The 26,253-nt window shown below is 41.4% G+C and carries 19 protein-coding genes; 4 read left to right on the top strand and 15 right to left on the bottom strand.

The genetic code is table 11. From position 1 onward, the window contains the following. The first annotated feature begins 76 nt into the window (after positions 1-76). The gene (locus AC5JL8_RS26690; RefSeq protein WP_495882703.1) at positions 77-2,185 is read left to right on the top strand and encodes an NAD(P)/FAD-dependent oxidoreductase; all 2,109 of its coding nucleotides are present in this window, start codon (positions 77-79) and stop codon (positions 2,183-2,185) included. Between the two features lie 122 nt (positions 2,186-2,307). On the opposite strand, the gene AC5JL8_RS26685 is transcribed toward AC5JL8_RS26690, so the two are convergent. The 4 genes from AC5JL8_RS26685 to AC5JL8_RS26670 all read right to left on the bottom strand — a co-directional run bounded on the left by AC5JL8_RS26685 (position 2,308) and on the right by AC5JL8_RS26670 (position 8,149). Next, positions 2,308-3,963, bottom strand: coding sequence for a hypothetical protein (locus tag AC5JL8_RS26685; protein ID WP_495882702.1), 1,656 nt, complete (start codon positions 3,961-3,963; stop codon positions 2,308-2,310). A 740-nt stretch (positions 3,964-4,703) separates the two neighbouring features. Then, positions 4,704-6,203: an Ig-like domain-containing domain gene (locus AC5JL8_RS26680; RefSeq protein ID WP_495882701.1), complete on the bottom strand. Its 1,500-nt coding sequence runs from the start codon at positions 6,201-6,203 to the stop codon at positions 4,704-4,706. 46 nt (positions 6,204-6,249) lie between these two features. Then, positions 6,250-7,023, bottom strand: a complete 774-nt coding sequence (locus tag AC5JL8_RS26675; RefSeq protein ID WP_495882700.1) for a TIGR03943 family putative permease subunit — start codon at positions 7,021-7,023, stop codon at positions 6,250-6,252. Positions 7,024-7,093: 70 nt separating this feature from the next. Next, the gene (locus tag AC5JL8_RS26670; protein WP_495882699.1) at positions 7,094-8,149 is read right to left on the bottom strand and encodes a permease; all 1,056 of its coding nucleotides are present in this window, start codon (positions 8,147-8,149) and stop codon (positions 7,094-7,096) included. Positions 8,150-8,858: 709 nt separating this feature from the next. Here AC5JL8_RS26670 and AC5JL8_RS26665 point away from each other — a divergent pair. Beyond that, entirely contained in the window at positions 8,859-10,217 is a 1,359-nt protein-coding gene (locus AC5JL8_RS26665; RefSeq protein ID WP_495882698.1) for a sensor histidine kinase, read from the top strand. Between the two features lie 372 nt (positions 10,218-10,589). Here AC5JL8_RS26665 and AC5JL8_RS26660 read toward each other — a convergent pair whose 3' ends face one another. The 6 genes from AC5JL8_RS26660 to AC5JL8_RS26635 form a co-directional block, all read right to left on the bottom strand. Continuing rightward, on the bottom strand, positions 10,590-10,769 hold the full coding sequence (locus AC5JL8_RS26660) for a high light inducible protein (RefSeq protein ID WP_495882697.1): 180 nt from the start codon (positions 10,767-10,769) through the stop codon (positions 10,590-10,592). Positions 10,770-10,869: 100 nt separating this feature from the next. After that, positions 10,870-11,355: an allophycocyanin subunit alpha gene (apcA, locus tag AC5JL8_RS26655; RefSeq protein ID WP_495882696.1), complete on the bottom strand. Its 486-nt coding sequence runs from the start codon at positions 11,353-11,355 to the stop codon at positions 10,870-10,872. A 112-nt stretch (positions 11,356-11,467) separates the two neighbouring features. Next, on the bottom strand, positions 11,468-11,653 hold the full coding sequence (locus tag AC5JL8_RS26650) for a pentapeptide repeat-containing protein (RefSeq protein WP_495882695.1): 186 nt from the start codon (positions 11,651-11,653) through the stop codon (positions 11,468-11,470). A 166-nt stretch (positions 11,654-11,819) separates the two neighbouring features. Then, the gene (locus AC5JL8_RS26645; protein WP_495882694.1) at positions 11,820-13,331 is read right to left on the bottom strand and encodes a glycosyl hydrolase family 57; all 1,512 of its coding nucleotides are present in this window, start codon (positions 13,329-13,331) and stop codon (positions 11,820-11,822) included. A 275-nt stretch (positions 13,332-13,606) separates the two neighbouring features. Continuing rightward, a complete protein-coding gene (locus AC5JL8_RS26640) occupies positions 13,607-14,509 on the bottom strand; it encodes an SDR family NAD(P)-dependent oxidoreductase (RefSeq protein WP_495882693.1) in 903 nt (300 codons plus the stop codon). A gap of 671 nt (positions 14,510-15,180) precedes the next feature. Continuing rightward, complete coding sequence (locus tag AC5JL8_RS26635) at positions 15,181-16,893, bottom strand: alpha/beta hydrolase (protein WP_495882692.1); 1,713 nt, start codon at positions 16,891-16,893, stop codon at positions 15,181-15,183. Positions 16,894-17,319: 426 nt separating this feature from the next. Between AC5JL8_RS26635 and AC5JL8_RS26630 the strand changes: the two genes are divergently transcribed. Further along, the gene (locus tag AC5JL8_RS26630; RefSeq protein WP_495882691.1) at positions 17,320-17,511 is read left to right on the top strand and encodes a hypothetical protein; all 192 of its coding nucleotides are present in this window, start codon (positions 17,320-17,322) and stop codon (positions 17,509-17,511) included. 11 nt (positions 17,512-17,522) lie between these two features. Here AC5JL8_RS26630 and AC5JL8_RS26625 read toward each other — a convergent pair whose 3' ends face one another. After that, complete coding sequence (locus AC5JL8_RS26625; protein ID WP_495882718.1) at positions 17,523-18,446, bottom strand: ion channel; 924 nt, start codon at positions 18,444-18,446, stop codon at positions 17,523-17,525. A 98-nt stretch (positions 18,447-18,544) separates the two neighbouring features. Here AC5JL8_RS26625 and AC5JL8_RS26620 point away from each other — a divergent pair, with 98 nt between their 5' ends. Further along, positions 18,545-19,741, top strand: coding sequence for an MFS transporter (locus AC5JL8_RS26620; protein ID WP_495882690.1), 1,197 nt, complete (start codon positions 18,545-18,547; stop codon positions 19,739-19,741). A gap of 128 nt (positions 19,742-19,869) precedes the next feature. On the opposite strand, the gene AC5JL8_RS26615 is transcribed toward AC5JL8_RS26620, so the two are convergent. The 4 genes from AC5JL8_RS26615 to AC5JL8_RS26600 all read right to left on the bottom strand — a co-directional run bounded on the left by AC5JL8_RS26615 (position 19,870) and on the right by AC5JL8_RS26600 (position 25,425). Next, the gene (locus AC5JL8_RS26615; protein ID WP_495882689.1) at positions 19,870-20,742 is read right to left on the bottom strand and encodes a YsnF/AvaK domain-containing protein; all 873 of its coding nucleotides are present in this window, start codon (positions 20,740-20,742) and stop codon (positions 19,870-19,872) included. A gap of 225 nt (positions 20,743-20,967) precedes the next feature. Beyond that, entirely contained in the window at positions 20,968-21,888 is a 921-nt protein-coding gene (locus tag AC5JL8_RS26610) for a DUF2382 domain-containing protein (RefSeq protein WP_495882688.1), read from the bottom strand. 391 nt (positions 21,889-22,279) lie between these two features. Next, on the bottom strand, positions 22,280-23,122 hold the full coding sequence (locus tag AC5JL8_RS26605; RefSeq protein WP_495882687.1) for a DUF2382 domain-containing protein: 843 nt from the start codon (positions 23,120-23,122) through the stop codon (positions 22,280-22,282). A gap of 407 nt (positions 23,123-23,529) precedes the next feature. Next, positions 23,530-25,425: a transketolase gene (locus tag AC5JL8_RS26600; protein ID WP_495882686.1), complete on the bottom strand. Its 1,896-nt coding sequence runs from the start codon at positions 25,423-25,425 to the stop codon at positions 23,530-23,532. Positions 25,426-26,253: the final 828 nt, after the last annotated feature.

The following is a 26,253-nucleotide window of genomic DNA, read 5'->3' as shown; positions in this document are numbered from 1 at the left end:
AGGCGGAGTTTAGCGTACTTTATGCGTTCTTCAAATCTGTCTAAGTGAGTAGATTTATCGGAGATGTCAGGAAAAGATGAAAGAAATACTTTATTTAGAAGTTCCAACTCCAGATACGGCAACTGTACGCAGTTGGTTGCAAGTAGATTTTGATCCAGGATATGGAGAAAAACGGCTGACTCCTGAAGGCTTTCGCCTCAGAGTTTCTGCTGAGACTACAACTGCTGGGGCGGCGATTTCCGAAAATTTACCTACGGAACTTTCTGTATTTGTCTGGTCAGTACAGCGAACTACCTATTTGAAAGCGTTCCGATGGGCAGATCGGCCTTTTCCGCAAGAAGGGCAAATCCTACACCGCCTGACTATTGGAATTAAAAGCCGCTTTCCCCATCACTATCCAGAACCACCAGCGATTGATTTAACTCAACAAACGATATTTGAAGCTCTAGAGCCTTATTACCCTCTCACTGTCAAGTATTTTCAGAAAATGCCCAATGGGGAATACGACTTGAAACGTGCCTACTGGTGGGAACAGCGATGGCGTGAAGGAGTACGTAATCCGCAGCAGCCCAGACAGGTCGTTTTTGGGAAAGACATAAACGAAGAGAAAGCCTTAGCGCCCTCTTCTCCCACCTACGACATCATTTATCTTGGCGGCGCTTTAGGTGCGATCCATGCGGCAGTAATGGCGAAATTGGGATATAAAGTGCTGCTAGTAGAACGAATGCCCTTTGGACGGATGAATCGGGAATGGAATATTTCTCGTGATGAGCTTCAAAGCTTAGTCAATTTGGGTTTGGTGACTACTTCTGAGTTGGAAACTGTCATTGCGCGGGAGTATAAAGACGGGTTTAATAAATTTTTTGATGCGAATAATCCACCAAAATTGCGATCGCCTGTCTTGCACACACCCACAGTGCTGAATTTAGCCCTTGACTCCGATAAATGGCTAAAGATGTGTGGGCAAAAAGTGCGCGCCGCAGGTGGCGAAATTTGGGATGAAACAGAGTTTCTGCGTGCAGATATTGACGAATCACAAGTTGTAATTACAGTCAAGCATTTACCCAGTCAAAATGAAAAGCAAGTAACCGGAAGATTGCTGGTGGATGCGATGGGAACTGCGTCGCCAATTGCTTGGCAATTAAATGGTGGTCGGGCTTTTGATAGTGTTTGCCCAACGGTAGGAGCAGTTATTGATCGGGGATTTGAGCCAGAAGTTTGGGATTCCCAGTATGGAGACGTTCTTTATAGCCACGGGGATATTTCCCGCGGCAGACAATTGATTTGGGAATTATTTCCCGGAGCCGGAGAAGAACTGACAATTTATTTATTTCATTACCACGAAGTCAACCCCGAAAATCCTGGTTCTTTATTGGAGATGTACGAGGACTTTTTCACGATTTTGCCAGAGTATCGGCGGTGCGACGTGGACAAGCTGGTATGGAAAAAACCGACTTTTGGTTATATACCAGGGCATTTTAGTGTTGGGAGTAGCGATCGCAAAGTTGCTTTTGACCGCTTGATTGCGATCGGTGACGCTGCATCACTCCAATCTCCTTTGGTGTTTACTGGCTTTGGTTCTTTAGTTCGCAACCTAGAACGCTTAACAAAGCTGTTGGATACTGCTCTCAAACATGACTTACTAAGTTTCCGTCACCTGAACAAAATTCGTGCTTACCAAAGTAATGTTTCTGTGACTTGGCTATTTTCCAAAGGCATGATGGTTCCAACGGGTAAATTCTTACCACCCCAACGAATTAACGCCATGCTGAATACCTTCTTTGGTTTGTTGGCAGACGAACCGCCAGAGGTGGCAGATAATTTCATCAAAGATAGGTGCGATTGGTTAACCTTTAATCGGTTAGCAATTAAGGCAGCACGCAAAAACCCTGCCTTGCTATTGTGGATTTGGGAACTTGCCGGGCCAAGAGATTTGGGGCGTTGGCTGGGTAATTATGTGAACTTTGGCCGTCATGCCCTAGTCAGTGCTGTGCTGAGTGGATGGTTTCCCCACTTTCTCAGAAAAACAGCTCCTTGGTTGGAAACCCGGTATCCGGCATTGTGGTTGCGTTTGCTGACGATTAGTTACGCTATCACCATCGGCAAACCGCGATCGCCTAATCAGGTAGCAAATGTTAATCCAGAAGCAATCATTCAGAAGTCAAAAGCGAGGATTCTGAATTAGTTCAGTAATTAAGAGTGCTGAGTTCCCAGTAACGAGTAATGAAGTGAAAGATTCATCACTCTATTCACTTCATTACTCACAACTCAGCACTCAGCATTAAGTTGGGTCAACTGAACACTTGACTATTGACTATTCGGGCGGAAATTAGGTAATTCCACAGATGCTAATGATTTGCGCCCCTTAGGTGGACGCTGGGGATAAACTACGGGTGAGGGTGATTTAGTATCGATAGTGCCGTCCTCGGAGGATTCTTTGGTTATATTCTTTAAAGGCAATTCTGATGGAGTTAATTGTGAGATTTCTAACCAATAGTCCTCATTTTCTGCTGTCGCAGTAGTTTCATTCATAGGTGAAGTTGAGGGCACTGGCAAGTTGCTAGTTAAAGAAAATGTATAGTCTTCTACAATCTCAACAGAAGTATTCTCGGTGGGTTTGATTTCTCCTTCCAACTGCCGTTCTGGTAGAGTGTCTGACTCCTCATCATCAGCGATGGTGGTTGCCAAAGTTTCCCAGAAAGGTAGACCATTAGCTTGATTAATGCCTACATCATCTTTTTCAAGATTAGGTGCTGGTGATGTAGATGCAGGTTGGGAGGCAAAAAACATCTGAATGAGATTCTCTATTTGCTCATCAATGTTGGATGACCCTGAAGGTAAAACTGCTTCCGATGTAGTGGAGAAAGCGTCACTAATATTTGATGATTCTATAGGTGAAACTGCTTCGGGCGTAGTGACAGGATCATCAATTTCTGATGAGACAGCTGGTTGTGCTGGAGCTGGTGTCTGTTGCTTAATTGACCAGTCCCAAGGAGAGGATAAAGATGAAGTAGGAATAGGGTCAGTTCTGTTAGCAGATGTATACGAGGGTGGTGTTGCAGATTGCTGCCAGGAATTGTCTAAACTATTAGTTAAAGATTCTGGCTCCGCAGACCAAGGCTTAATTGGCTGTGCATTGGGAAACAAAGAGCGAGCTTTTTTAGCAAATCTTGATTGCCTAGTAACTGTGTTGTGCGAATGATTGACAGTATCGTCTTGAGAATCATCACCTGGAACTGGTGTCTCTAAACACTTTTCTAACGCCGCTTTAAACTGTAAGGTCTGGCGTTGTTGCCGCATCAACCTAGTACGTAACTCTCGACATGAAGTTTCAGATTGCGATAGCTGCTGAGACTGTTCAGTATAGTTAGTTTGCAGCAGCGAGCATTCCCGCTCTAACTGGGCAAGGCGTTGTTGGCTAATTTGTAACTGGGCTTTATATGTTTCGATGAAAACTTCTTGGCGTTGAACTGTTTGGACAGCAGTTTCTAATTGTTGGAACAAGGATTTTATTTGTTCTTGGGCAGCAGTAAGTTCCTGAGCTTGTTGATTGAGCATCGACTCAGTGACGCTAAAGCGTTTTTTCTGCCACTGTAAAGCCTTTTCCGACTCAGATAAGTCAACTTGATACTGCTCTACTTGCTTATATAAATCATTGTTAGCAGCACGCAATTCTTCATTTAATGTCAGCAGTTTCTGAAATTCAGAATTGATACTTGCTTGTTTTTCAATATCCGGTTCGGCAATCCAGTCCTGCTTGGTTGCATCTGTTGATAACTCTTCAACTTTCGTCTCGTGCCGTTCGTCTTTTGCTGGCTGAAGGAGAGGCAATTTTGTAATTGCCATATTTTCAGAAGGCACAACTGAGTAAAATGGACAACTCGCCTGCTCCAGTTGTGGCAAATTAGCAGAATTTAGGGATTCAATAAAAGCCCCATTCTTTGATGTGTCAGCTTCATTCATCACTCTTGACCCACCCGCTTAAAAGTGTTCAGCAGTGCTGGCATTAGCATTGCTTATCGATTGTGCCCGATCAGGGTTGACGCAAGTAGCTCAGGAAAACCTGAGAAGCCCCTGACGGTAGCTGTAGGGAGTTTTACTTTAGAAGCCAAGCGTAACTCTCCTCCAGCATGAGTAATTAATCATTAAATTTAGTGTTCCCCATTTTGCATCTAGAACTGATGAAGTTATAACATTACGAAGTTCCTCCCCGCCAATCTTGAGAATAACGGGAGATTCTAGTTTAGATGCTGATTACAGGTTTGCTTGCGCTTGATTGGAATCAACAGTTATTTGGGAATAAATTGTCGGCAAGAATTTATGCACTTAGAAAAGTCGTAGCACTGGATCTAATTTACCAAACAGCTTTGCCTTAATAGCAACTAATCTGAGATTCTGGGGAATGGGGCATGGGGAATGGGGAATGGGGAATAGAGACTAGGGGCTGGGGGCAAGAGGGCAAGGGGACAAGGGGACAAGGTGAGACAGCGCTGCGGGAGGGTTTCCCTCCGCAGGCGACTGCGAACCCGAAGGGGGACAAAGAGAAAGAACCATGATTAACTCTTGCTCCTTGTCCCCCATCCCCCATGCTCCTTGTCTTCTTTATCCAATGCCCAATGCCCAATGCCCAAAGTCGGCGCGGTTCATCCCATCCCCAGAAGGAGTGGGCTTTTCTTGCGCCGACTTTGTGTAATTTTGAGTTGTTATGGTAGCCAATAAGGGTCAAATCCGGCTAGAGGAAGCTTCTCTGGTTTGATTTCAGCAGTAGTAGTGTCGGCAATAGGTAATAAGGGCATTAACCACAGACTACTGGTAGCGATCGCCTCTCCATCATCGGTTTTTAAAGTGTTTGTCGATAATGGAGCTTGAGAATTTGTCTGTGATACTACTTGGTCAAATAATAAGCCTAAACCATCAGGTGATAGGCTCATACGGACATTTCGTTGCTCGATGGGTAGCACCAGCAGTGGTTTCTGTTCTCCTGTTTTGATATCAATTGCTACTAAATAAGGCTGTTCTATGTATTCTTCTTTCGATACTAACTGAGTCAGTAAGCAATAGAGGGTGGGCGAAGCAGGATCAAATTGGCAATTAAGAATTGAGCCTGTTGTTTTTAACAAAGGTTTCTGTGTACCTTGGTTGGTGACTAAAAATAAATCTCGTGTGTAATCTGTATTAAACTTGACCATCGCTGCTTGCGACCCGTCTTTAGAAAAAGCCTGGACTAACCCAAATTGCGGTAGAAAATCTAGAGGTTTGCTGGCATCGCCTTGTAGGGATATAATCGCTGCTCCCTGTCCTTGAGCAACTGCCACGGCTTTACTATCTGGTGTAATCATAAAGTCACCCCCTGGTTGGCTTTGCAGGCGTTTAGCAGTGGGTTTTTCTCCAGATTTATCGCTGGTTGTAGGCAGAAACCACAAGCCAAAGTCTCCGGGATTAGATTTGTTTCCTCGCTGGATAACAATTGTTTGTCCATCTGGCGATAAGTCAAATTTGAGGTTTTGATAATCTTTATTATCTAAAATGAGGTCAACTTTACCTGATGCTTCGGTTCGGTTGCCAGTCTTGCTAAAAATACCTGTTGTTACTGTATACAACTGAGCCGAAAGTAAGTCTGGGTTGTTTGCGGTGTGAGCAGAAAATAAAACTTTTCCTCCGTCTGGAAATGGCTCGAAGTCCATTACCACTAAGTCTTTGGGGGTAAGTACCTTTTTTTGCTCTTGAGTCAAGTTATAGAAAATTAATTGCCCTTGTTCTTCTGGATTAACTCCTATATAAAGAATGGCGCGATCACGTGTGCGAAAGCTACCTGTAAAGGGCTGAAGCACTCTATTTTGACCTTGTTTTTGAGAAAACTTATCTTTAGCTTGCTGCAACTGCACTTGATAATTTGTGCCATAGGGTGCTGGTGTCAAAAGCGTATAAACCATTCGCCGTCCAGCCCAACTGATCTTACCTGCTAGCGGCGGATCTATTTTCAAGTTCTCTTCTACGCTTTTCGTGTCCATGGGGCGGCTAAAGGTAAGGCTAAAGGAGATGTCGTCTGCCCCTATTTGTTGGTTCTGCCAAGTGAAATTCCGCACGCTGGGCTTTACTGCATCACCTTGCCAGATTACCAACCCAATCAGCAGACTTAACAGGAGCATCAATGCGATCGCCACGCGATCCAGTGGTTGGATAAATGCTTTAGATTTAGTCATTAGTTCAGTTGTCAGTTGTTTTCAGCCAATGACGATTAACTACTGATTAATAAATGTAAGGATTCTTAGGTTGGGGAATCTTTTTCAAGGAAGTAGCAGCGATGGTGAGTTGGCGTTTGTCTGAGATAGTTTCTGTCACCATTTGCCCTTCGATTTCTAACCAGGTATCAGGTGGATACTGATCGCGAGTATCTGTCAATTTTACGGGTAATCCTGCTGGATAGGCATCTGCGGCACAGCAGGTGATCACAAATCTTGCCAAGAACAAATATTCTTTACTAAATTCTGGCGGGTGAATGGCAAATCCCTGTACCTTAACTTTTTGCCCTGTATAGGCATCTGGTTCTGGATAAACGTTGAGGGTGCGTACCCAGTCTATGAGCGATCGCTCTTCTGGGCGAATGGTAGCGCGAAATGCTTGCGGTTGAGCACGTGTTGCTGCCACTGAATCGGTTACACCGCGATCCAACGCGGTTTGGCTAGCAAAGACGCGGGGTGTAATCATTAAACCTAAAATCGCTGCTGTTAACAGCAAACCGCTACCCCAACCAGGGGGAAATAACGTTAAATGCTGGGCGTTCGGTACATTCTCTCGACGCCGCCACCGCCAAAGTTGCCCTGCTTTGAAAAAACCGATAATTAGCAAACCAATAGCACCCGCAATTGCTAACCAAAAGTAATCGGGGTGAATCAACAAATTCAGTTTGCCAGTGAACCAGTATTTCAAGATTAAAATTCCCCAAGCTGTAATTGCCAGCACATCCAGCCAAGGCATTAACAGATTACGGATTTTAGATTTGGGACTTGGAATTGAAGCCATAAGTTAAAAAGTCATTAGTCAGTAATCAGTAGCAATCAAAAAACAACTGAAATCTTACATCTGACAAAAATTACATGACGTGCAAATTTAAAGTTACAGTGAACAGAAATGTCAATAATCCTGCTAAAGCAAATAGATAAAATAACGCCTTAGCTTTAAAAATGGATAACATCAAACCTATGCCTTTGATGTCAACCATCGGGCCAAATACCAGAAAAGCTAACAAAGAACCGCTGGTAAAGGTTGAGGCAAAAGAGAGGGCAAAGAATGAATCGACAGTTGAACAAATTGACACTGCTGCTGCTAATATTAGCATCGCCACAATTGAGCTAATAGGGCCAGCACCGAGTCCGAGTATCAGTTCACGCGGTGCTAGCACTTGAATAGCAGCGGCGATCGCACTGCCTAAAACCATCACTCCCCCTAATTCTCGCAATTCTTGAACGATATTATCTACTAATAAACGCAGTTTATCTGGCAGGGGTTTACTGAGGCTAGGTGATGATGTATTTCCCTCTATTAAACTATTATCTATTCGCGTAGTTAAGCCTGCTTTTCCTCCTAGCAAATAACTTCCAGACTTCAACAAGCTAGAACCTGTTGTTTCCTGTTGTGTTTGGTAACGTCTCCCCCGACGTTTCAGTTCTGGCTGCGTGGAGGGATTAAACTTGAGATAACGAGCGAGTTCTGGTTGAACAACAGGACTCAAGTCTTTTTGAAAGCTGAAAACAACAGCGATAGTTGTAGCGATCGCTAAGGAAAACACGACGCGTAAAACTACTATTTCTGGCTGATCTCGAAACGCTGTCCAAGTTGCCCAAATTACTATGGGATTAATAGTCGGTGCTGCTAGTAAAAAACCAATTGCTACTGGTGTGGGTACTCCCTGCATCAGCAACCGCCGCGCCACTGGCACATTACCGCACTCACATACCGGGAACAAAAAGCCTATCGTGCTGCCGAATAAAGCACCCAACACTGGATTTCGAGGCATTTTTTCTACCAATTTGCGCTCATCTACAAAAAACAGCAGCAAGCTGGAGAATACAACTCCCAGTAGCAAAAAGGGTATCGCCTCGACTAGCAAACTTAAAAATAGGGTGAAACCATTGTTCAGTTGATTCATGGGCGTCGCAGTCAAAAGCGGTTTGGAGTTTTTAGAGTATGCCTAGTCATTCTATCGAAATGGGGATCAAATGCAGGACGGGACAATAATAGATCATTTGAGCCAAAAAATTGGTATGCGATTTATACTACTTCTTCAGCGTTATTCAGCGATTGCTACTTGTAGATGTTTACATATATCTGAGTGTATTTACTAAGGATGACTATTCTTAAGAATATCTGACTCTAGAAATGGTTCCAATTATCTGGGGTAAACACTTAGCTGCACTATGTTTAATACCTATGTTTATACTTACTCTAATTTGGTTGGGAAATGTCTGCTCTTCCGCGCATTTTCATCAAGAGTTCACAGTTTTTAAACATTTGAGCTTTGCTGTTGGTAGTTAACCATCCTCGATTTTGGTTATTGCTGGTAAACCTTTATCCTAGCTTTGGTTGAATTTTTACTATAAAAACTCTCAAACTGCAAGACTAAGGTTGAAGATTTGCGGTAAATACTGACATGGTATCGTGCAACTTTGTGTTGAAAGTGCTGAGTTCTGAGTTTTGAGTTTTAAGTAATAATTTCTTCCCGTGCCCCCGTGCCCCCTTCTCCCTGTGTTCTCTTTGTCGCTTCTATCGCTTAATTCTTCCGCTAATGTGGTAGAGGCTGGCAGAGGCTAGAATGTTAGCTTATTGTATGTTTGTCTTTATACAAATTAGAGTTTACAGTGTCACAAGAATTCAGTTCCCTAATATCACCACCATTTTTATCGCAAGGTAGCGATCGCGATCTCGGTTTAGACTCAACACTCCAGGAACTCTCAATGTACAACTTCCAAGTGGAAGTTAGCTGTAGTGCAATAGAAGTTGCGCGATTTTTTGAACGATATCCTTTGCTACCAGGAGCAATCTTACTAGAACAGGGAAAGTTCATCGGTATGATTTCCCGGCGGCGACTCCTAGAATTTTGGATTCGTCCCTACGGACAAGAGTTGTTTTTACATCAACCGTTGACTATTCTCTACAGCTATGCGCGTACAGAGATTTTGCAGCTTGCCGATACAACACCAGTTTTGACAGCGATGCAACTGAGTTTGAGGCGATCGCCTGAACTTTCGTCAGAACCTCTGGTGGTGCAAACGGCATCTGATAGTTACAGTTTATTAGATATGCATGAATTAAATCTTGCTTCTTGGCAAATTCGAGGCATAGAAACTCAGGTGCGCTATGAACGTAGCCAAGCCCAAATGATTCAAAATGATAAAATGGCGAGTTTGGGACGTTTGGTGGACGGGGTAGCACACGAAATTTTAGACCCCGTAGGTTTTATCTGGGGTAACTTAACTTATGTCTCTAACTATAGTCAGGATTTACTCAAGCTTATAGGAGCTTACGAACAAGAATTATCTCCTGCTTCTGAGAACATTACCTATCTTAAAGATGAAATCGAATTTGATTTTTTAGAACAAGATTTATCAAAGGCAATGTCTAGTATCCGTACCGGGGCGGAAAGGCTAAAAAAACTTGTCACTAGCTTGCAAAATTTCTGTCATATCGACGAAGTATATCCAAGACCTACTGATTTGCACGCTTGTATCGATAGTATTGTATTGTTAATTAATAGTCGTATTAAAGGAGAAATTGAAATAGTCAAACATTATGGTCACTTGCCACCAGTGTATTGCTTTATGGGGCAACTGAGCCAAGTATTTATGAATATTTTAAGCGAGGCTATAGATACATTGCTTAATGAAACAGTGCGGCAGCAATTTCATCCAGAGACTACTAATAATAGTGACAAACCACAAATTGAAATTACTACAAAAATTATTTCTAAGCCAGCAACTAAACAAGATGCACCAGATTCACGTTGGGTTTCAATTTGTATAGCTGACAACGGCCCTGGCATGTCTGAGGAATTAAAACAGCAAATTATTGAGTCCTTGTCTGTGGAAAAACGATCTGATAAAACAACTAGTTTATCTGTCAGCTATCGAATTATCACGGCAAGGCATGGAGGCAAATTAAATTTGCGTTCACAACTTGGTACAGGTACTGAATACGAAATATTATTACCTTTGCTTTAATACAATTGATATAAAATACTCGTGAATCAAGGTAGGATTTAGCGATCGCTTCCTAGAATTGCTATGAATTAATCATCTCACACTTGGTTATACACTATCTGCGATCGCTTGAGTCTAATCTACTCACCTTTTTTCCAACCGTTGATGCAAGATGCTAAAAGTCGCTATAGTTAACGGCTTAAACCATCATATCTATTTGGGTCTTTTTTCTCCTTTTTTTTCTGGGGATCTTTTTTGGGCTTTTTGGTTTCTCTGTTACCCTTCTTTTCCTTAGACATTATTTCTTTCCGATATAGTGACCATTAAAGTGGCGACAACGCCCATCAAATTTTACCAAGGTAATGTTTCGTTGGTAAAAAACTCGTCTTCAACCTATAAAATCTCCCAAAAGTGAAGAAAGCCATTACCGGAAAACACTTCAATCAAAATTACGGTTACAAAGCCTATCATTGCTAGGCGACCATTCCAATTTTCAGACTGAGGAGTAAAGCCCCAAAACCAAGCATTGCGTTTATTTGAAATCGACTGTTTAACTTTTGTAGCGTCTGACATAAATAGTACTCCAAATTTTTCTTTCAATTTTTTGTAGGCTATAGCTTGCAAAATCGTTGATTTATCGAAGATTGGCAACACAAAGCTATAGCCTATTACCCTACTGCATAGCAGTGATTACAAAGTTGAAGTAAGAATTAACTTCACTAGCATCTTCACTAGACAGCATTGAGGTAACAACATTCTTCATCGCACGGATACTTTCAGCAACGGCTTCAATCGGAGTACCAAGGGATCTGTACATTTCGCGGACACCAACAACTCCAATTTCTTGAATCGGTGTGGAATCACCAGCTACGATACTGTAAGTGATCAAGCGTAGGTAGTAATCCATGTCTCGCAGACAAGTTGCAGTCATCTCCTGACCGTAGGCGTTACCACCAGGCGAGACAATATCTGGGCGCTTTTGAAATAACTGGTTTCCAGATTGCTTAATAATGCGCTCCCGGTTCTCTGTTAAAAGCTGAACCAGGCGCAGGCGACGCGCACCATTCATACTAAAACTTTTAATCTGGTCTATCTCCCCAGGGCTAAGATAGCGAGCTTCAGCATCTGCGTTTAAAATCGACTTCATGATCAGACTCATCAACAGACTCCTTCAAAAAATCAAATTATGTTGGCACTATAAAATAGCGCTTGTGGTCGTCAAGAAAATGATCCGCATCTCAACCGACAAGCGCATTTTTTAACTAAAGTAATTAACAGAATTTCCGAAAGTAACTTGCAGAATTTAAATTATCATTTTGCATATTACTGCCAGGCATTTTTGCCACTTTTAAATTCGCTCTGGTTATATTTATTCCTCTCAGGTTGATCCAATTTAGATTGGCACTTTTTGGTTCTGAGTTGTTTAAATTTGGCTCAATTGAGTTGATTACTCTCAAATCTGCCCGCCTAAAATTTCTTTTTGCGATCGCATATAGGTTCAAAAATTTATTGCCATCGATATTGGCTGCCTCGCAAGTGTAGCGTTATCGCTTTTTCTCCACCTTAATTGTAGAGCATAATCTTCAGTTGTGCCCAAATTGCAAATCAGTAGAATCTGACTGCTTATAGTGTCGTTAGCAGCAAATGTTCACCTCGCTGGTAAATTTCGCGTGCATAGTCAGTCCAATTTCCTTGCCCCCAATAACGAAAACAGCTAGTTTGTAACAATAAGTTATATAAAAGAATATTTCGATAACTAGATTGTTTAGTAATAGGTTCTGCTGATTGATCTGCTAATAATCCATCCACTTTTTGATGAAATGAACTGCTTAATTGGTACATGGGAGATATAACATTTTCATATCCCTTTACCCAACTAATATGATTAGTCCATGAGGCTCCATCCATATGGAAATTAGAGTTAGTTTGCTTTAATTCTTGAATAGCATTTTCTACAGCCTCAGGTTGACAATTATCAGGTGAAACTCGTTGCCAAATATGATGTTGTCCCACTGGCTGACAATTGGGAAAATCCTCAGATTTACAACCAGCATCTGCGAGTAATTCTAAGTATTCTGTACCACACATCCCGACAACGCCTGATTTTCCTCCACCATGATTCACCATATCCCACCACGCTTGTTTAAAAGCACTGGGAAATTCATTCATCATGACGCCGCCATTTTCGCCATCTCCTATTTGTGTGACAATTGGTGGTACAAGCACACTCCCCAATTGTTGTTTAGATAAAGTTTTAGCTTCATAGTATGGCTGCATTTGACCAACCAATTTAGTATCTGAACCTTGGGTTTTAATTAAGGCTGTAATACTAATTGTTTCGCCTTGAGAATTGCGGGCAATCAAATTGTGTGGTAGATGTTTGTGGATAATCGAATGACCACTAATTGTTTCTACAGAATCTTCTTGGACAAGTAACCAACGATATCCACATTCTTTGAGTGCTTTGACAAATTCAAATAAAGTATCAGGATGATTTGGCAGGTGCATTTCTGGAGGTGAAAAACCTTTGACTCGCGCTAGTGCTTCCCAGCCAAAAATTGCCGCAAAATAATGTTGCCACGCTAAGATGTGCAGCTTAATATCTGCAATTGGTGTGGAAGGAATGACAGCATGGCTCCACATCGTACCCAACCACTCTACATAGGGTTGATAGGTGGGAGCAGCTTCGCTAACGCAAGTGATGCGCTTGAGGTTGTCTAGGATATCGTTGCGTCCCATTTGCCTGAGTCCCCATAAAAGATTTCCAGAATAATCCAACATTACACGGGGATTACAGCCTTGATTGACGAGTTCGGGGATAAAGTCTCCCATGCGGCTGTAACAATATGCAAAAGGCCCGGCGTTGTGGTTATCCCCTTCATTGGGATGTTCAAACATATATTGCAGATTGCTGATCAGCGAACCGTTATGTCCAGCTGGAATAGTAGGCTGGTGCATATGTAAGGCGATCGCAAACCCAGCATTAATATCTTCTAAACGGAGATTCGTTTTCGGCAAGAATACTGGCGCATCATGGTTTACTACCGAGAGAACCTCTGTTTCCCAACCAGAAATATTCGGTAAGCCATCAATGATTTCGGGCAAGGTGGGGAGAGTATGAGGCAATGTCAGCATTTCTGGTTGCTCCGAAACAAGGTATATCTTATTATCTAGCCGCAGTACCTATTTAGTTGAGATCTTTGGGAAACTCACAATCCCACCATGCTTTTGAAATTAGGCAAGAACACGGTGGGGTGTTTACAAAACTTTGTACTGAGAACTAAGTGCTGAGTTCTGAGTGCTGAGTACTTATGTACTTGGTAAAAGCAATGCAAATTGTGGGTGGTCTTTTAACTCAGCACTCTTCATGCTATGAGCAACGAGACAGACTTGATATCAAAGGCTAGCGATCAAGTCTTGCGCGCAGATACCAAAGAAACGGTGTTTCTGGATAAAAACAAATCACTGACACGATGAAATTTTGTTAACCAACTCAGTTTTTGAGTAAGTTCTCTGAGTAGTTCGTGAGGCTGTTGTTTTGTTGGTGCTGATGGAGTTGCAATGTTTAAAACCTGCTCTAGCAACCAAGGAGCAAAGCGTTGACACCAAACAGCTAGATGACTTTGCCATCCAACTAAAATTTCTGGTGAATCTCTTTGCAGCCCAGCGACGAAAGTTTGAGCTACTTTTTCAGGAGTCGTAGGTATTACCCAGCGAAATAATTTGAAGTCCCGCACCATGTCCGTATCTGTGAGGGAAGGCAGTAATGCTTTCACCTGAATATTGTATTCGGCTAGTTCACGGCGCAAGGCTTGGGTAAACCCTAAGATTGCAAACTTGGTAGCTGAATAAGTCGCCATCGTCGGTGCTGCTACTTTCCCCATCAAGCTAGACACATTGACAATTGTGCCTTGCCTTTGGCTAGCCATACGTCGAGCTATTAGGCTAGTTAGGTTGTACATTCCCAATAAATTCACGGAGATTTCCTCTTGAACCTGGGGAAGTTTAGATTCCAAAAACGAATTTTGGTATGCCACGCCAGCACAATTAACCAGTAGATGAATCGGGCCATAATTACGCCAAAGTTGGGCTACGGCAATATTCACCTCAATTGTCTGAGTCAAATCTACTGCCAAAATCGAGACTTCTGTTCCCATCGCCTCGATTTCTGTGGCTACCTCGGCTAACTTTTGGCGATCGCGCGCCATCAAAATTATCCGCTTAATACCTTGTTGCGCCAATTCTAGGGCGATCGCACGTCCAATACCACGAGAAGCCCCAGTAATTAGGGCTACCTTACCTTGAATCTTCATGAGTTTTTATCTCCAAAATCTCGGTCTTACTGCGTTCTTAATCGCATCCGCAGGTAAGACAAATCTGCAATTGTAAGAAATCAAAATTGAAGTAAGCCTTTAAGAAGGAGATATTTCTGGGTTAATCTGCAATTGCTCATCTTTAGCCTCTACACAGCAGAAATTTCTCGCTTTCTATCTAAAAATCATCACTTTGCACAATTGGTTGCATGGATATAGCTCATAGATTTTGATATTTCCTCAATCCAAGCCTTCACCAGAACGTTGTCATACACACGTTAACAATTAAATCAAGTTGTGGCAACAATTTTTAATAAGTATTTCTTAATACTTGTTTACAAGCAGTATATATATAGGAAATAATTTTGGGAATAAGTTTTTATGAATACTAGCGGACAAATATGAAAATCTTCTGACAATCAAGCCAAGTTGCTAGTATTAATTCAACAAAAACAGTACTCTGGTTAAATTGTGACAACTTTGGTTATCACTGAGATAGCAGGACAACATATATTTTTGGAAACATTGCAGCAGGGTTTGTCGTCAGCATTTTCACTAGTTTGAGTGCTGAGTCGTGAGTGATGAGTACTGAGTCGTGAGTGCTGAGTTGCTACCTCCCCTGCCCTGCTCCCTGTCCCTCTGCTTCCCAGTCCCCAGTCCCTACTCTTTTTTCATGGTGAAGCAGGGGTTGGTTGTGGTGATGGTGGTGGTACGGTTGGCTGGGGTACAGTTGGCTGGGGATTTAAACCATCCAAAGCTTGATTTAATTGCTCTGTTGTCAACGACTGTAAGAAACTGAGATTGAGGGGAGCTTGACTGATGTATTGGGCATAGGATGGCTGCAAATAAGAGCGGTATTCAGGACGGTTTAAAAGATGGGTTTGCAAGAAAGCCAGACTCAAGGCTTTGATGTAAGAATAAGCAGGCGCACGGTTCGGCCCTAGTAAAGCTTCTGGCACAGGTAAGACATTATTCTCAGCAGTGGGTTCAGCGATCGCACTGAAGTGAGTAGCATTTTCGATTAAGGCTAAGTATTTATTGGGGTTGGTAAGCCAAGTGAAGGGGTAGATCTGCTCAGGGACTGGTGGAGCAAAAATATCTTGACTACCTGCCATTAGCATTGCCGGAATTTGAATTTGGCTCACCCCAGCTTGACCAAATACGGAACTATCAATAGGATTAATCGCAATCACAGCCTTAATGCGATCGTCTTGGAGCGAATAATTTGTTGGCGGTAACTCAGCTGCACGACACTGCAAAAGGGTCGACACATTCAAGGATCTATTGGGAAAACAATCTTCACGGAGTTGTTCAAAGTTAATTTTACCTCCAGCCAAAGCCAAGGCTGTATAGCCTCCGAATGAATGACCGATCGCTCCGACTTGCTGGAAATTTAGTTTACCTTGGAGGCTGGGATCGGACTTTTCCAACCGCTGGAGTGCATCAAGTACATATTTGACATCCAATGGTCGGTTAATAAATTCTTGTGCTTCTGGCGGCCCAGCCAAGCCCGAAAAGTATAGCTGAAAGCGTTCGGCATTACTACCAGGGTGTTCTAGCACAGCAACTGCGAAACCGTGGGATGCTAAATGTTGAGCTAGATAGACAAAGGCATAGCGGTCTGAAGCGAGTCCATGAGAAATCACAACTAGAGGAAAGGGAGGAGTGGGGGCATTTGCTGTGGTTTGAGGTGATGCTTCAGGTACATAAACATCCACTGGTAAACTGCGATTACGAGAATCGTCGTTGAGTTTTAGGCTGGTTATTTGCCAACGAAATTTTCCAGGCGATCGCAAATCTGGCTGTTGGGAAAAGTTAACGGTTGCATTGGCAGTTTGGGCGAGTGTCTGTTGTTGGATGAAAGCTACTATTTGATCCCTGGCTGCGAGTAACTCTGACAAGCTATTAACTATCTGTAGTCCCTCGGAAAAATTCAATCTTAAACTTGTGCTGGGGAACCTACGCAACACGTTCACAACTGTTAAGCCTTCCGGATCAGCAGCAGATAAAATCAAAGCAGCACGTATGGCATAGAAGCCGTTCTGTCGAGAGTCGGTGAGCACCAATTCTCCTAGACGTTGCACCACCGCTTCGCCTATAGGTGAGTAGGTAAACTGAGAAACCAAAGTAGGAGTCAAATTAAAACGCTGCTGCAACAGTTCCCGCAATTGAGCGAGTTGTTCGGGAGTAACACGTCTGGCATAAAATGCCAACTCACTGTTAATTTTGCCTTCTTTGGCAAAAATTTCTAGGGAATCAGCGGATAAAGAAAATTCTCCAAAGGGAGGGTAAAAAAAACTGATGCGCTCAGCCCCTAGTCCAGGCGTTGCAGTCACAATTGTAGATAGCAGCCCTAAACTTAGGTATTTCAGAAACTTTTTCATCAGAAAAACCCGCTGTCTAACCCGTCCACACAAGTTTGGCCGGTGAGAAAAGCGGGGCGGGATCTATGCCGCTTTCCTGTTTACTTACTTTACATATATCAAATAGGTTAGTAACCCTGCGCGAAATTTAAAATAAAGTGGTGCGATCGCACCAGGGGCAGTGCAAAGGCGATCGCAGCAAGTATTGTGCCTATAAGGTATAGAAAAAATAAATACCTTAACGCCCAATACAATTTAGTTAAGGCTTGATCCCCCTAAGGTTTATTAACATTACTAACTGAACTGTATTACGTTAAAACTATCAACTCATAATTTGTATTCTTCTATTTACGCAATCCTGTAGCCAAAGAATGTGTAACAATAGCAAACTTTTAGCCGAAAGCTCTCAGTAGCGTCATAATTAATATAGATATCAAATTCTTTCTTATGTCTTCAATTTCCTGTCCCTGTTGTGTCGTTGTCTTCAATCGTCAACAGGAACAAAACATTAACCACCAAAAGCACTGCCAAGATGCCCCAGAGCCAAATAAAAAAAGTGTAGTAAAATGTACTGTGGTTGAAAATGGTCGAGTTGTGGTTAAACCATTACAACCATTGCCTAGTGAAGCTGTTGATTAAGTTGTAGGCAATTAACTTATTTCATCTAAAGATAAGACATCGTGAAAATGCTGGTAATCAATGTAGCGATGTCCATCCGCAGTACGGTGTATGATGTCAACAAATCGATAGTTCCATAGAATATTAGCAGCACTGTAAGTATGACGTGCATGGACAACCTGTGCAACTGTTTCATCAATCCCGCTCAAGGAAATCACAAGCGTAGTATTTGTCTGCATCAGTGATTCCGCTGTCATTCCATAGAGAGGACTAAACTCATCAATGGTATGCAAGGCTACCCAAGTTAAAGTGAAACTGGGCGACTGATTTCGCATCAACTTGAGATCGTATATCCGACGTATGTGCTGCCCCTCTAAGGTTACTTCATCCCGCATTAAGTACACCCGCATCTGCGCTTCCAGAATCAGGTTGCGGCGCTGGTTAGCAGTACGAAACATGAGAGTTGGCATTCCCTCATACGGTGTAATCACAGCAACACGACTAAAAATTACACGCGCAGTCGGACGAGAGAACCGGGCAAACGCTAACCCTGTCATCACAGCAATTCCCATCAGACCTGCCATCGCTTCAATAGTGACAATGATATTAGCGTAAGTTGTTTTAGGATACATCGCACCGTAGCCGATGGATGCCAGCGTTTGCACACTAAAAAAGAAGACGTCTGAAAAAGAGCCAGGTCGGGCATTTGCAACGCAGTCTCCTCCTGCCAAATAAGCGAAGGCAAACAAGGCGTTAATAGCCAGATAAAAGACAGCAATTAGCAGTAAAAAGCCATGCCAGGGAATTGTTAACAGAAGATGGTAAGGATCACGCCAGTAGGAATGCCAAGCACCCAAACCTTCAATATGGAACTGTCCATCCTGGATTTTGATATGAATCCGCGCAAGCCAATGCTGCTGTTTCTTTTTAGATAGTTCCTTGAGTCGAAATTTCATTGGGAGTAGCCAAAAGAACTGCTGTTCGATAATATGACTAGGTTTGAAGGTTGCTGCCGGAACTGCAAAGGTAGCGACAAGTAACAACCGAGTCTCTTATGAATCGACATTTCTGGATTACTGCTTTAATTGCTTTTATTAATTCCCTTAGTTTTACGATTTTAATTCCTATTATCTATCTTTATGGCAAACAATTTGGACTGAATGATTTCCAGACGAGTTTATTATTTTCGATTTACTCTATATCTCAGTTTTTCGCAACTCCAGTCATCGGTAAACTCTCCGATCGCTTCGGTAGAAAGCCTTTACTGATTATAAGTTTAGCTGGGACTGTCACCGCTAACTTAATTGCTGGAACAGCAACAACAGCAATTGTTCTCTTTTTCGCGCGGCTTCTGGATGGCATTACTGGAGGCAATGCTTCTGTTGCTCAGGCGATTATTTCAGATATCACGACTCCAGAAAATCGTGCTAAGGGTTTTGGCTTTTATGGTGCAGCATTAGGGTTAGGTTTTGTATTAGGGCCAGCCATAAGTTTATTCGCACAGCAGATTTCCTTGGGTGCTGCTTTTTTAGTTTCGGGTGCGGTAGCCTTCTTCGCCCTCTTAATTACAATTTTTTTATTACCAGAAACTATCAAAAATCGGGCTAATAAAGCACATAACATTTTTGATATAGGTTTAGGGAATTTAATTAAAGGTCTGGCTATTCCTAAAATAGGAATTCTTCTAATTATCAATTTTTTTATTGGAACGACTTTTACTATATTTACCTATGCCTTTCAACCATACTTTCTGAATGTGTTGGGGCAAAATAGCCAAACTTTGACACTGATGTTTCTATTATTTGGGGTACTAGGCGTCATTATGCAGACTTGGGGAGTCTCAATTCTCAGCCGAAAATTTAATTTAGTTAAAATACTATTTTTAGCATTATTTATCCGCAGTTTATCATTCGTATTAATGCCCATTTGGCCAAGTATTGTTTATTTTGTGGTAGTCAGCATTCTTTTTTCACTGTTTAACTCTCTAGTTCAGCCGATGATCAATGCGCTAATTTCTCTTAATGCTGAAGTTCAAGACCAAGGGACTGCAATGGGGCTTAATGCATCTTATTTAAGCATTGCCAATGGTATTGGCCCTATAATTGCAGCAATGCTAATTAATCAATCGCATCCTATAACTTATGGCTATCCTTTATATTTAGCTGGAGCGCTGACGTTTTTAGTTTTATTTTTGGCAATAATTACTCGAACGAGATATACGCCAACAGTTATACAAATTACTAATTCGTAATTTAAAAAGTCAAATTTTATAATAGACTTTAGAAAAAGTTTATATTTATAACCTAATTTTATTTTAAAAATTACTATAAAAGTAGGGTAAGCAATGCCTACCCTACTACTAATTAATTTGATAAAATTTCATTTTTCTGAATTTGGTCTTTTGTCTAGAGAACAACGGTCAAACCATTCTTGGTATTTTTGTTGTTGTTCTTCATTTTCCACAACAATTGACACTCGTACCTGCTTACATCCATGATTTCGCTCTAGGGCGATCGCATTCAAAACTAGACTAGCAATTTTAGGAGAGCTAAAAGATCCACTGACAGTTGAACCGTTGTCAAAAGTTGTAACTTCAGGTATCTCTCCTTCACTTAACACAATACCAGAAATTTCCCCTTGTCCTAAATCAATTTCTGCTAGTTGCTTGTGTTCTGGACTAACTTGCTCCACAATCAGTTTCTCACGTCGGACGGGAACTTGTACCATCCGGGTTTCGATTTCTTTGCGAACAATCACATCACCAACTTTACGTTGGCTACTATTAATGATTAATCTTTCTTCCAGTAACCTAACAATACTTTCTTCTTCAACCTCTGGCAAATTTGCAGTTGCTAGGTCGCCATTTATATTTTGACCATTAGCGATTTGTCCGTCTGGTCTATTTGCTTCTAAATTTTCATGCATATTCTCTATTTCTGATTTTTCTATATCTATGAAAATAGATTTAGTAGGGTTGTCAATTTTTTGTATTCTTTGGCTCCGCAAGAGAAATGAGCCATACCTATCTTCAAGCTTTCTATTTTTTTGATTTTTTTGTTTAGATATAACTAAGTTTAACCGATGGTTAGCATCCAAAACTAAATCTTGGACTTCGCCTAACAGTTGACCTTGCCTATCTATCACAGAAAACTTTCTCACTTTGCTGCCTAAATTATCCAGCAAAGTACTAATGCGTTTATTAATGTTTACTTTGGTTGCTTGTTCACAGTTTAGTGCAACGTGTCCATTCATAACGCAAATTTCTTAACTGCTTTTTGACAAGTCAACTATTCTACAGCATTTCTAATTTAAGATAGGAACAAGTTTTAGATTGAAAAGCTTGTTCACTAGTTTAATGAGACTGCTGTATTGATGATTTTTAGTGATTCGCAATACAGGCAAAGCTAGAAAATAGCTCTACCTGTGATATATTTAATTAGCTATTAGTTATGAACTAATAACTAATAGCCATGTTGATTAACGTTCCTCAATTGGAAGACCTGAAGCATCTATATCTAACTCTTCACGACGCACAGTAGCTTGAGCTTCAGCTGTTTCTTGTTCCACAACTTTTGTGACTCTGACTTCTTCGCGCAACACTGCTTCTTTGCGGATGTCAGGAGTTTCTTCATAAATTTCCACACGCGCAACTTCGCCTTCACGGAAATTAGCTTCGCCACTAGAAACAGCTTGACCAGCATCGGTTGGCGTTACACGTTCAATAACGACTCGTTCTCTTTCTACTGGTACTGCTACTCTTGCGGTGTCAGTTTCTACGTGCTTACCAATTGCTACTTCGCCAGTTTTTTGGCGCTTTTTATTTGCAATTAGCCTTTCTTCATACAATCTCAGGGTTTGATGATCTTGCTCATTTGTCCCAAACAAATCAGGTTCGCGCTCGTAATTATAGGTATCACGCTCGTAAGTGGGGTAACTTGGCGTAGTTGCTGGCTGGTAGCCTGTATCAATTGGTGCTGAAGCTTCTAGAGGTGTTGGTGTTTCTAGCGCTGTTGATGTTTCTACAGGTCGGGTGTACTCCCCAGGACGGCGATAAACTCCACGCACCCGCTCTTCATAGTCGTAATCAAGCGCTAACCCTTCATCAAATTCAGGTAATTGTTCTGCTTGCTCCCTAGTCATGCCAATGGCATAGACACGATCAACATTATAATCAACACGAGAACGCCCAACGGGTAATAATACTTTTTTACCAAAAATCCAGAAGCCTAAGTCAACGATTAGATAACGGAAACGTCCTTCATCATCTACTAGAACATCGCTGACATTGCCAATCTTGTCATCACTTCCTTCTGCGTAGACACCAAGCCCCTTCAGGTCATTACCTTGAAAACTATCCCGATAGTTAGGATCAAAATCTTCTAATTTGTAAAGAGCCATTATGTGTTTACCTCAATTTTTTCTTTCTATTTGCTAATAACTAACCTAGAAGATATAATGATTATTTTTCATCTTTCTAATGGCTGAATTAGCTAATGAAATTTTTATCATAGTAAATGTAAATTTTAATAAATCTTAGTTTTTGCAAAATTAAAAGTTGATTATTTAATTAATCATAGTTTCACTTAACTATTGTAGTTTTTTTTTAAATTGTCTATATTGCAGGCAGAAACATAAATTATCTGTCTGCAATATCTGTGGTTGTATTTAAACTGATATACAGTGCATTAACCTAACTTTGAACTTTCTTCCTAACCTGGAAAAGGACAAATTGCTAGATTCTTTGAAGACAATGCTCTAGGCAGATTTATTTATTGGCAATTTAGTTAAATTAAATGCCTTCTTGTCTATTTGCATTAGTTTCATTCACATCTAAGTTACCTGAAGTATCAATATCTAACTCTTCACGACGAATTGTTTCTTGTGCTTCAACAGTACTTTGATCAACTACTTTTGTGACTCGCACTTCTTCACGTACAAAAGTTTCCTTCCGAATTTCAGGAGTTTCTTCATACACTTCTATGCGTGCTACTTCCCCTTCTTGGAACTGTAAATCTTGGGAACCTACTACAGTTTCTGTTGTAGTGGGAGTCACTCGCTCAATCACAACACGCTCTTTTTGAATAGGTACTGCAATTTGTGCAGTTTCAGTTTCGATGTGCTTACCAACTGTTACTTCTCCCGCTTTCACACGGCTCTTACCAGCAATCAATCGTTCTTCATACAGTTTGAAAGTTTGATTGTTTTGCTCATTCAATTGGTATAAATTAGGTTCTTGTTGGTAATTATATGTCTCCCTATCGTAAGTTACATTACTATTTGGCGAACGATAGATATTACGCACATTCTCTTCATAATCCTCATCAACGATTCTACTTTCTTGATATTCGGGTAAACTTTCTACTTGCTGTTTACTCAATCCATCAACGTAAACTCGTTTTTCTTGGTAATTAATATGAGCTAGACCGATTGGTAGTAATATTTTTTTACTACTAGAATCTAAGCTTGAGTCAATAACTAAATACCGAAAACGGCCTTCTTGGTCAACTAAAGCATCAGCAACTGAGCCAACTCTCACTCCTCCTTGGGTATATAGATCCAAGGATTTAACGTCATCACCACCAAACACTTCGCGGTAGTTGGGTTCAAAATCTTCGAGTTTGTAGAGAGGCATAAGCTATTCCAAAGTTCTTTAAAATATCTATCCAGCTTAAAAAATTTTTAATTTATTTTCATCCTGCTGGCGACTGAATTCACTTAATATAATTGTTGCGTGAGCAATCATACTTAAGCATTGAAGCTTGAATAGCTATGAGCTATGAGCCTACCAATTTGTATATAACTTAAGCTATATATCACGATATTTAATTTAATAAAATTATTACTTAAGTATGAATTTTGCTATCTTGTGGCTATTCGCCTGATGGATTTTTAAGCTATCATCTAAATTTAAAATTGGTTAATTGCAAAATATAGCCAATCATCTCAAGTTGCTCGCAGTAGACACTTCACCACTTAGCAATTTTGTTGTATTAAGAAGTACTAAAGTGCTTACTACGAGATATTTTTATTATCTGGGGATTACACTGATCCCCTAACTGGCTGCCTGATTTGCAATTTCACCGCCTCAACAATGGCATCGGCATCAATTTTGGCAGCATGGAGAAGTTCTTCTGGTGTACCCGAACTTGGCATATTACGCACTGCGAGCTTAATTAACCGTAGTTGAGGGCCATTATAGGTTTGAGCGCTGCTATAACCTGTAAAGGCATCAAGTACAGCAGCACCTAACCCGCCTTCAATCCAGTGGTCTTCAACGACTACTAAATTACCGTTGGTATCGCAGGCGGCTTGATGCAGCGTCTGCACATCAATGGGTTTAACAGAATAGGCGTCAATGACGCGCACTGTAATGCCTTCATTTTTCAGGCGCTTGTAAGCCTTGAGTGCCTCATGTAGAGTTATACCCGCACCAATGACAGTAGCTTGATCTCCGTCAGAACTACGAATTACTTTGCTACTACCAATAGGAAACTCTTCATCAGATTCATAGAGTACGGGTGTGCTTTCCCTGGTGGTGCGAAGGTAGATAATTCCATTACGATCGCTCATCTGAGCTACTAGTTTAGCAGTCTGGTTAGCATCGCTGGGATATAGTACGGTACTACTCCACACTGCTCGAAAGATGGCTAAGTCTTCTAACGCCATCTGCGAAGCACCATCTTGACCAATAGATACACCGGCATGGGAACCCACTAGTTTAATATTGGCGCGAGAAATCGCAGCCATCCTTACAAAGTCGTAGGCACGAGTTAAGAAAGCAGCAAAGCTAGAAGCAAAAGGTTTGTATTGCCGCACCTGTAAACCCACTGCCGCTGCTACCATTTGCTGCTCCGCAATGTACATCTCAAAGTAGCGCTCAGGATAAGCTTCCGCAAAATCTTCAGCGTAAGTAGAATTGCTTACTTCAGCATCAAGGGCAATAACATCAAGTCGAGCTGCTCCCAAAGCTTTTAAGGCATCACCATAGGCTCGACGTGTTGCTACATTTGTGCCTTTTTCATAGGTGGGAAGTTGTAGTGGTTGAGCTTCACCTGTGAAGGCAGGTTGACCTTGGTATTCAGGTTTATCTACTTGAATGGTAATATGACGCTCACCACCTAGCTCGGCGATCGCTTGTTTTTCCTGCTCAGGTTTGAGTGCTTTACCATGCCAACCACCTAAATCTTCTAAAGCTGCCACACCTTTGCCTTTCTTAGTTCGGGCGATAATTACTGTAGGGCGATCGTTGATGCTCAAAGCTGCGCTATAAGCTTGATCAATCTCTATCAAGTTGTGACCATCAATCTCAATCGCTTGCCAGCCAAAGGCTCTGGCACGGTTAGCATAAGCTTTTGTATTCCAGCCTAATTCCGTTTGACCTCGTTGACCTAGCCGATTGACATCGATAATGGCGATTAAATTATCTAGACTGTAGTGTGAAGCATGATCAAAGGCCTCCCAAACCGATCCTTCGGCGATTTCACTATCACCTAGTAGCACCCAAACGTTATAGGGTAGTTGATCCAAATACTTGCCTGCCAAAGCCACCCCTACACCAATAGGTAAACCTTGGCCTAAAGAACCTGTTGCTACATCGACCCAAGGTAAAATTGGTGTAGGATGTCCTTCTAAACGGCTGCCAAACTTTCGCAGTGATAGTAACTCTTCATCAGTTATTACCCCCGCAACTTTATACATGGCGTAGAGAAGTGGTGCAGCGTGTCCTTTTGAAAGGATAAAGCGATCGTTATTTGGGTTATCTGGATTTTCAAAGTCGTATTGAAGATATTTAGATAGTAAAACCGCCATCAAATCGGCAGGGGACATCGACGAGGTGGGATGACCCGATCCGGCGGCAGTTGTGGCGCGAATACTATCGACGCGGAATTGTTGTGCTAACTCATTCCATTGCTGTAGTTGCTCCTGTGTATTCATAATGTTTTTCCTCAATTAAAACCTACGAATTTTATAAAAATTAAATATTAAAATTATTTTTTGCTTTTTATGCTCTTAATTAAATATGTCTTGTTTAATTTTTAATATTCTGAATTATTTTTTATAAATAAATTAATGTTACTAATTAACTCGATATAATTACATTTTAGTTTCCAATCAGCATCACGAATTCAACAGCCATTTAAATTAGAAATTAGTCAATGATTGTACAAGCTGTACAAGCGATCGCTCACAATCATTAATTAGATTGTGCTTTGCTTTATGAAACTAGATATACATTTAAGTATGAGCGGAGTAATTTTACCCTTGCCTTAGCTAGAGTTTAAATATTTGTTAAATTTACTTCTTCTTTCTAATGGAATAATTAAACTTTATTTCTTAAGGAGGAGAAATATTTATAAATATTTATTAATTTACAACTTATATATTTATTTTATTGTTTGTATTTTATTTATTAGGTTAACTATCAAAATTTTAATAGGCAACACAATATACAGCAGATTGCAGAGGAGCGAGGTACAGATATCGTAAAGGCACAACGAACGTTGTGCAACGCCACTTCCTACCCTGCCTTAAGCCCTTTGGGTGACGCTCCTTCTCCTGACGGAGACGCTATGCCGGAGGCTTTAGGCTGACGCTAATGCAGTCGCCCACGGGGAAACCCCCAAGACCACGCTGACTCACCTGCGGAGGGAAAATGCCACTGAGGGAGCCGGGAAACCCGCAGTTTTGTAAGGTGACCACTAGCCCCACTTTGGGAGCATCCACTTTTGGCAGAAACACTCAAATAGCAAGTAAACCGTTAAG

It is taken from the genome of Mojavia sp., from assembly GCF_059505145.1.
Note: the sequence above shows the minus strand (reverse complement) of the source record. Positions and strands in the feature narration are given on the sequence as shown.

Coding starts and splice junctions, on each gene's coding strand:
- AC5JL8_RS26690 (WP_495882703.1), top strand. CDS start 77: ATGAAAGAAATACTTTATTTAGAAGTTCCAACTCCAGATACGGCAACT.
- AC5JL8_RS26685 (WP_495882702.1), bottom strand. CDS start 3,963: ATGAATGAAGCTGACACATCAAAGAATGGGGCTTTTATTGAATCCCTA.
- AC5JL8_RS26680 (WP_495882701.1), bottom strand. CDS start 6,203: ATGACTAAATCTAAAGCATTTATCCAACCACTGGATCGCGTGGCGATC.
- AC5JL8_RS26675 (WP_495882700.1), bottom strand. CDS start 7,023: ATGGCTTCAATTCCAAGTCCCAAATCTAAAATCCGTAATCTGTTAATG.
- AC5JL8_RS26670 (WP_495882699.1), bottom strand. CDS start 8,149: ATGAATCAACTGAACAATGGTTTCACCCTATTTTTAAGTTTGCTAGTC.
- AC5JL8_RS26660 (WP_495882697.1), bottom strand. CDS start 10,769: ATGTCAGACGCTACAAAAGTTAAACAGTCGATTTCAAATAAACGCAAT.
- apcA (WP_495882696.1), bottom strand. CDS start 11,355: ATGAGTCTGATCATGAAGTCGATTTTAAACGCAGATGCTGAAGCTCGC.
- AC5JL8_RS26645 (WP_495882694.1), bottom strand. CDS start 13,331: ATGCTGACATTGCCTCATACTCTCCCCACCTTGCCCGAAATCATTGAT.
- AC5JL8_RS26640 (WP_495882693.1), bottom strand. CDS start 14,509: ATGAAGATTCAAGGTAAGGTAGCCCTAATTACTGGGGCTTCTCGTGGT.
- AC5JL8_RS26635 (WP_495882692.1), bottom strand. CDS start 16,893: ATGAAAAAGTTTCTGAAATACCTAAGTTTAGGGCTGCTATCTACAATT.
- AC5JL8_RS26630 (WP_495882691.1), top strand. CDS start 17,320: ATGTCTTCAATTTCCTGTCCCTGTTGTGTCGTTGTCTTCAATCGTCAA.
- AC5JL8_RS26625 (WP_495882718.1), bottom strand. CDS start 18,446: ATGAAATTTCGACTCAAGGAACTATCTAAAAAGAAACAGCAGCATTGG.
- AC5JL8_RS26620 (WP_495882690.1), top strand. CDS start 18,545: ATGAATCGACATTTCTGGATTACTGCTTTAATTGCTTTTATTAATTCC.
- AC5JL8_RS26615 (WP_495882689.1), bottom strand. CDS start 20,742: ATGAATGGACACGTTGCACTAAACTGTGAACAAGCAACCAAAGTAAAC.
- AC5JL8_RS26610 (WP_495882688.1), bottom strand. CDS start 21,888: ATGGCTCTTTACAAATTAGAAGATTTTGATCCTAACTATCGGGATAGT.
- AC5JL8_RS26605 (WP_495882687.1), bottom strand. CDS start 23,122: ATGCCTCTCTACAAACTCGAAGATTTTGAACCCAACTACCGCGAAGTG.
- AC5JL8_RS26600 (WP_495882686.1), bottom strand. CDS start 25,425: ATGAATACACAGGAGCAACTACAGCAATGGAATGAGTTAGCACAACAA.